Here is a 5,599-nt window from a genome sequence, read left to right as displayed (position 1 = left end):
GAAAGACGAGGGCGATCAATCTCTAGCTCGACCCGTCAAACGGTCAGCATTTCACCGATCCGACCCTCGCCGCTGAGGGAGGGCGGCTACCCTCTCCCAGCGGACTCTTCTTCGCCCATTCGGCAGCGAAAGTCATAAGACAAGCAATTCCAGGAAAAGTGTGAGCAGTTTTCCGTTCGGAATTGCGTAAAAACAATAGGTTAGAGTGGATCGCCGTTTCCATGAAACGGTGAAACGCTCTAAGGTGCGGCCAGACGCTGCATTGAAAACCGGCGTGGTATCGCTAGTTTCGCGCCGTGTCCGGAGAACCCTTATGACGCTTTCCACCCCCGTCGATGCCAAGGCCGCGAAGGCCGTCGGCCCGTTGCCGGCCGGACACCCGCCGGTCAAGACCGGCAAGGTTGGCGTCATGCTGATCAATCTCGGCACGCCCGACGGCACCGAGTTCAAGCCAATGTGGCGCTATCTCCGGGAATTCCTGTCCGACCCTCGTGTCATAGAGCTCAACAAGGCGATCTGGTATCCGATCCTCTACGGCCTTGTGCTGACGTCGCGGCCAAAAAAGTCCGGCGCCAATTACGCCAGGATCTGGAACCGGGAAAAGAACGAGTCGCCGCTGCGCACCTATACCCGCGCCCAGGCCGAGAAACTGGCTGTTGCGCTGAAGGACCTGCCTAACGTCACAGTCGACTGGGCGATGCGCTACGGCAATCCGTCGACGGCGAGCGTGGCTGAGCGGCTGGTTGCGCAGGGCTGCGACCGCATCCTGTCGTTCCCGCTCTATCCGCAATATTCGGCGACCACCACCGCGACCGCCAACGACCAGTTGTTTCGCGCGCTGATGAAGATGCGCCGCGCGCCCGCGATCCGCAGCGTGCCGCCCTATTATGACGAACCGGTCTACATCGAGGCGCTGGCGCGCTCGATCGAACAGCATCTGGCGACGCTGGATTTCGAGCCGGAGGTTGTCATCACCTCCTATCACGGCATCCCGAAACCCTATTTCGAGAAGGGCGACCCCTATCATTGCCACTGCCTGAAGACGACACGGCTGCTACGTGAGCGGCTGGGCTGGGATGAAAAGAAGCTGATCACCACCTTCCAGTCCCGTTTCGGTGCGCAGGAATGGCTGCAGCCCTACACCGACAAGACGGTGGAAAAACTCGGTAAGGACGGGGTCAAATCGATCGCCATCGTCAATCCCGGCTTTTCCGTTGACTGCATCGAGACATTGGACGAGATCGGCCGCGAAGTGGCCGAGACCTTCCATCACGCCGGCGGCACGAATTTCGCTCACATCCCCTGCCTCAACGACAGCGCCGAGGGCATGGCGGTGATCGAGGCGATGGTGCGGCGCGAACTCGCCGGCTGGGCCTGAGACATTCCGGAAGCGAAAGCCCGCAGCAGCCATCGGTTCAGGCGTGGCGTCACCGGAACAATGAAAACTCCACGGCGTTGACGAGCGCCCTTGGAGACTTCCATGCCACGCAAACTCGACTTGAGGACAGGCCGGCCGGTCTGGTCCGCTTACCGGGCGCCGGCCGTCCCGACATCGGCGCTGACCCGGGATGCCAGGACGGACGTTCTCGTCATCGGTATGGGCATCAGCGGCGCCATGATGGCGGAGGCGCTGACGGCACGCGGCCACGACGTGATATGCATCGATCGGCGCGGCCCTTTGAAGGGATCCACGGCCGCAACCACGGCGCTGGTGCAGTTCGAGATCGACCAGCCGCTTTCGATGCTGTCGAAAAGGATCGGCAAGGGAAAGGCGCAACAGGCCTGGCGACGTTCACGCCTGGCCGTGTCCAACCTCGCCGCGCGCATCGCCGAACTCGGCATAAACTGCGGCTTGAGCCGCACCCAATCGCTCTATCTGGCGGGCACGGTGCTCGGCCCGTCGGAATTGCGCGAGGAAGCCGAAGCGCGGCGGCAGGCCGGCATTGCGGCGACATACCTGACTGCTGGGCAACTGGCCGAGCGCTACGGCGTCAATCGCGACGGCGCCATCCTCAGCCATGGCAACATCGCGCTCGACCCTCGCAAGCTGACCGCCGGTCTGTTGCTGAAGGCCTTGGAACGCAAGGCGCGCCTCTACGCTCCGGTCGAAGCGGTGGGAATAGCTGAAACCGCCGACGAAGTGGTCGTTACCACAAAAGACGGCCCGAGCATCACGGCCAGACACGTAGTCCTGGCGACAGGTTACGAACTGCTGGATATCGTGCCGGCGGCCGCCCAACGGATCATCTCGACCTGGGCGATCGCCACAGCTCCGCAACCGCGTAAGCTCTGGCCTGAAAAAGCGTTTCTCTGGGAGGCGTCCGCCCCTTACCTCTATGTCAGGGCAACCGCCGACGGCAGGGTCATCTGCGGCGGCGAGGACGAGGATTTCTCTGACGAAACGCGGCGCGACGAACTGATCGCCGCCAAGAGCGCCAGGATCGCAGAGAAGCTCGGCAGGCTGTTTCCCTCTCTCGATATCAGCCCCGAATTCGCCTGGACCGGATCCTTCGGCACCACGACCACCGGCCTGCCCTATGTCGGCGCAGTGCCGAGGCACCCGCGCATCCTTGCTGTCATGGGGTATGGCGGCAACGGCATCACGTTTTCGCAGCTCGCTTCGGAGATCGTCCCGGCCGCTATCGACGGCCATCACGACATGGATGCGGACCTGTTTTCCTTCACCCGCTGATTGCATCGAGCCAACCAATTCTTCATCACCTGATTGTAACGCGCCGGAAACACACTTAAGTGATTCCGTGAGGTCACGGATTTTGAGGGAGAAACGAAATGGGCTTCAGCGGTTTCGACATTGCCATCGTTGTTCTTGTCTTCCTGGTCATCATCCTTCTGTTCAAGGGCATCAAGACGGTGCCGCAGGGCTACAACTACACGGTGGAGCGTTTTGGCCGTTACACCAAGACGCTGACCCCTGGCCTCAACATCATCAATCCCATCTTCGAGCGCATCGGCGCCAAGATGAACATGATGGAGCAGGTGCTTGATGTCCCCACTCAGGAGATCATCACCCGCGACAACGCCATTGTCGGCGTCGACGGCATCGCCTTCTTCCAGATCCTCAACGCGCCCCAGGCCGCCTACCAGGTCTCCGGCCTGCAGAACGCCATTCTCAACCTGACGATGACCAATATCCGCACCGTCATGGGCTCGATGGACCTCGACGAACTGCTGTCGAACCGCGACGCCATCAACGAGCGCCTGCTGCGCGTCGTCGACGAGGCCGCGCATCCATGGGGCATCAAGATCACCCGCGTCGAGATCAAGGACATCAACCCGCCGGCCAACCTCATCGAATCGATGGGCCGCCAGATGACCGCCGAGCGCAACAAGCGCGCCCAGATTCTCGCCGCCGAGGGCCTGAAGCAGTCACAGATCCTCGAGGCCGAAGGCCGCAGGGAAGCAGCCTTCCGCGACGCCGAAGCCCGCGAGCGCTCGGCCGAAGCAGAAGCCAAGGCGACGCAAGTTGTGTCGGAAGCCATAGCCAAGGGCGACGTGCAGGCGCTGAACTACTTCATCGCCCAGAAATACACCGACGCTCTCACCAGGATCGGATCGGCGACGAACAGCAAGATCGTGCTGATGCCGCTGGAAGCCTCTTCGCTGATCGGCACGCTCGGCGGCATCGGCGAGATCGCCAGGGAAGTCTTCAAGGGCGACGGCTCGACCGGAACCCAGCGGCAACCGTCGCGCCCGCCGGTCGTCAAACCGAGCGACAACTAGTCCTCTTGTGAGTGGATCACGATCATGATCGACCGCATTGTCTTGGAACTCGGCCCGTGGAACTGGATGGTTCTGGGCTTCGTGCTGCTGGTGATGGAAATCATCGCACCCGGCGTCTTCATGCTGTGGATCGGCATCGCCGCGCTGATCATCGGCGCGGTGTCTCTCCTGATCTGGGACGCGGCCGTCTGGACCTGGCAGGCCCAGGTCCTGGCCTTCCTTGTGCTGGCGTTGGTCTCGGCCTTCATCGGCAGAAGGGTCGCCACCGCGCGCATCGCCACAGACGACCAGCCGCTGCTCAACCGGCGTGGCGCCCAGATGGTCGGCAGGATGGCGACGCTGGCCGAACCGATCAAGGATGGCCGTGGCCGCATCAAGCTCGGCGATACGCTATGGCGCGTTTCCGGTCCGGACCTTCCGGCGGGAACCCAGGTGCGGGTCACCGGCTCCGCTGACACGGATCTGGAACTGACGGTGGAGCCAGTCTGAGGTCGGGCCGCAATTTAGAGCAATTCCAGGAAAAGTGTGAAACGGTTTTCCGTCCGGAATTGCGTAAAAACAAAGAGTTAGAGCGGTTCGGCGACTCCATCAAACGCTGAACCGCTCTAGCGCAAACGCGCGACCTCAGCACCAAAGGGCATTGTGGAGCAAATGCGGTCGCGCACAGCTGCCGGCGGGTAGCGGCATCGGCAATCCAGGGTGCCACAATCCCAGACGCTTCTGGATGTTCGGCATCTCCGAATCGATGACGGCGAGCGGGTTGCCGTCCCCATAGGCGGTCGCGCTGCGAAAGCGCAGGACCTGCTGATACCGCCTGTCCGGCTCGCGTTTGTTGATTGTGATCCAGAACGCATAGGGCGCATCGTCCGTAGGCTCGGCGGAGATGATCGCGCCCTGAAGGGGACCGTCGATCACATAGCGGATCTCCTGGTTGTTGTTGCGGCCCGTCTGCTTCTCGTAGACAGGCGCGAAGGCATCTTTCCCACGGTCATAGGCAAGGGCGACGGTCGCTGTTCGCTGGTCGCCATTGGCGCTGTGCAGGCTGGCGACGCGCAGAAGCAGAAGCCTGTCGTCGCCACGGAACCGGACAATCCGCGCATCATCCAGATAGTGCGGGTCGGAAAAGACATCGGCCTCCCCCGAAGGCGCCAGCAATCGGTTGAGATCGGGGCGGCATGATTGCCCGTTATCGGCGCTGATGCAGAGGTGGATGGTGCCTGGAGCCTTGTCTTCAGCGCCTGAAGGGGGATCGGAAACCTCGGGACCCTGTGCAGCCATGAAGCGCCATGCGGAATGCGCGCCGAAGGGCTGCGAAAGATCCATCGACTTCACGACCGTGCCATCGACCGCGGAAGCGGGCGAAGCAAAGAGGGTCAGCGACAGAATTGCGATCCAATACCGTCTCATGATCACTCACCGAGGGACTGGAGGCCACGACTGGCGCATGGCCGAGTGTTTACGCCTTAGGCGGCTCCGATGCGCAGCAAGTCGTGAAAATGCACCACGCCCAAGGGCATGTTGTTCTTCGTTACCACCAGCGCGCCGATATTGTGCTCGTTGAGCAATGCGATCGCCGTGCCGGCCAGCGTCTGCGGGTCCACCGTCTTGGGTGTGCGGGTCATCACCTCGTCGACGATGACATCGGCGAGGTTGCGGTGCAGATTGCGCGCCACGTCGCCATCGGTGATGATCCCGGCCAGTTCGCCATTCGTATCGACGATCAGCACGCAGCCGACTTTCTTCTGCGACAGCGTCATCACCGCTTCCGGCATCTTGGTGCCGAGGAGAGCCTGCGGAATCTGGTCGCCGACCCGCATGATTTCCGAAACCATCGTCAGATTGGCGCCAAGCTGACCGC

The 5,599-nt window shown here is 62.0% G+C and carries 6 protein-coding genes; 4 read left to right on the top strand and 2 right to left on the bottom strand.

The genetic code is table 11. The features are described 5' to 3' along the window. Positions 1-313 precede the first annotated feature (313 nt). The 4 genes from hemH (at position 314) to J0I79_RS03020 (ending at position 4,230) form a co-directional block, all read left to right on the top strand. A complete protein-coding gene (gene hemH, locus J0I79_RS03035; RefSeq protein WP_292855250.1) occupies positions 314-1,378 on the top strand; it encodes a ferrochelatase in 1,065 nt (354 codons plus the stop codon). Positions 1,379-1,480: 102 nt separating this feature from the next. Continuing rightward, a complete protein-coding gene (locus J0I79_RS03030; RefSeq protein ID WP_292855249.1) occupies positions 1,481-2,692 on the top strand; it encodes an FAD-dependent oxidoreductase in 1,212 nt (403 codons plus the stop codon). A 98-nt stretch (positions 2,693-2,790) separates the two neighbouring features. Next, the gene (locus tag J0I79_RS03025) at positions 2,791-3,741 is read left to right on the top strand and encodes an SPFH domain-containing protein (protein ID WP_292855248.1); all 951 of its coding nucleotides are present in this window, start codon (positions 2,791-2,793) and stop codon (positions 3,739-3,741) included. A gap of 24 nt (positions 3,742-3,765) precedes the next feature. After that, entirely contained in the window at positions 3,766-4,230 is a 465-nt protein-coding gene (locus J0I79_RS03020; protein ID WP_292855247.1) for an NfeD family protein, read from the top strand. A gap of 135 nt (positions 4,231-4,365) precedes the next feature. Here the strand turns inward: J0I79_RS03020 and J0I79_RS03015 are convergent, their stop codons facing one another. Together J0I79_RS03015 and J0I79_RS03010 are read right to left on the bottom strand one after the other, a co-directional pair. Further along, positions 4,366-5,148: a hypothetical protein gene (locus J0I79_RS03015; protein WP_292855246.1), complete on the bottom strand. Its 783-nt coding sequence runs from the start codon at positions 5,146-5,148 to the stop codon at positions 4,366-4,368. 56 nt (positions 5,149-5,204) lie between these two features. After that, positions 5,205-5,599: CBS domain-containing protein (locus J0I79_RS03010; RefSeq protein WP_292855245.1), on the bottom strand; the 395-nt coding region annotated here is incomplete at its 5' end.

Origin of the sequence: Mesorhizobium sp., assembly GCF_017306585.1 — a bacterium.
Lineage (GTDB): Bacteria > Pseudomonadota > Alphaproteobacteria > Rhizobiales > Rhizobiaceae > Mesorhizobium.
The sequence above is the reverse complement of the archived record's forward strand: the minus strand, read 5'-3'. Positions and strand labels throughout refer to the sequence as shown.

Bases quoted from the DNA above. Each gene is read 5' to 3' on its own strand.
- hemH (WP_292855250.1), top strand. From the start codon at position 314: ATGACGCTTTCCACCCCCGTCGATGCCAAGGCCGCGAAGGCCGTCGGC.
- J0I79_RS03030 (WP_292855249.1), top strand. From the start codon at position 1,481: ATGCCACGCAAACTCGACTTGAGGACAGGCCGGCCGGTCTGGTCCGCT.
- J0I79_RS03025 (WP_292855248.1), top strand. From the start codon at position 2,791: ATGGGCTTCAGCGGTTTCGACATTGCCATCGTTGTTCTTGTCTTCCTG.
- J0I79_RS03020 (WP_292855247.1), top strand. From the start codon at position 3,766: ATGATCGACCGCATTGTCTTGGAACTCGGCCCGTGGAACTGGATGGTT.
- J0I79_RS03015 (WP_292855246.1), bottom strand. From the start codon at position 5,148: ATGAGACGGTATTGGATCGCAATTCTGTCGCTGACCCTCTTTGCTTCG.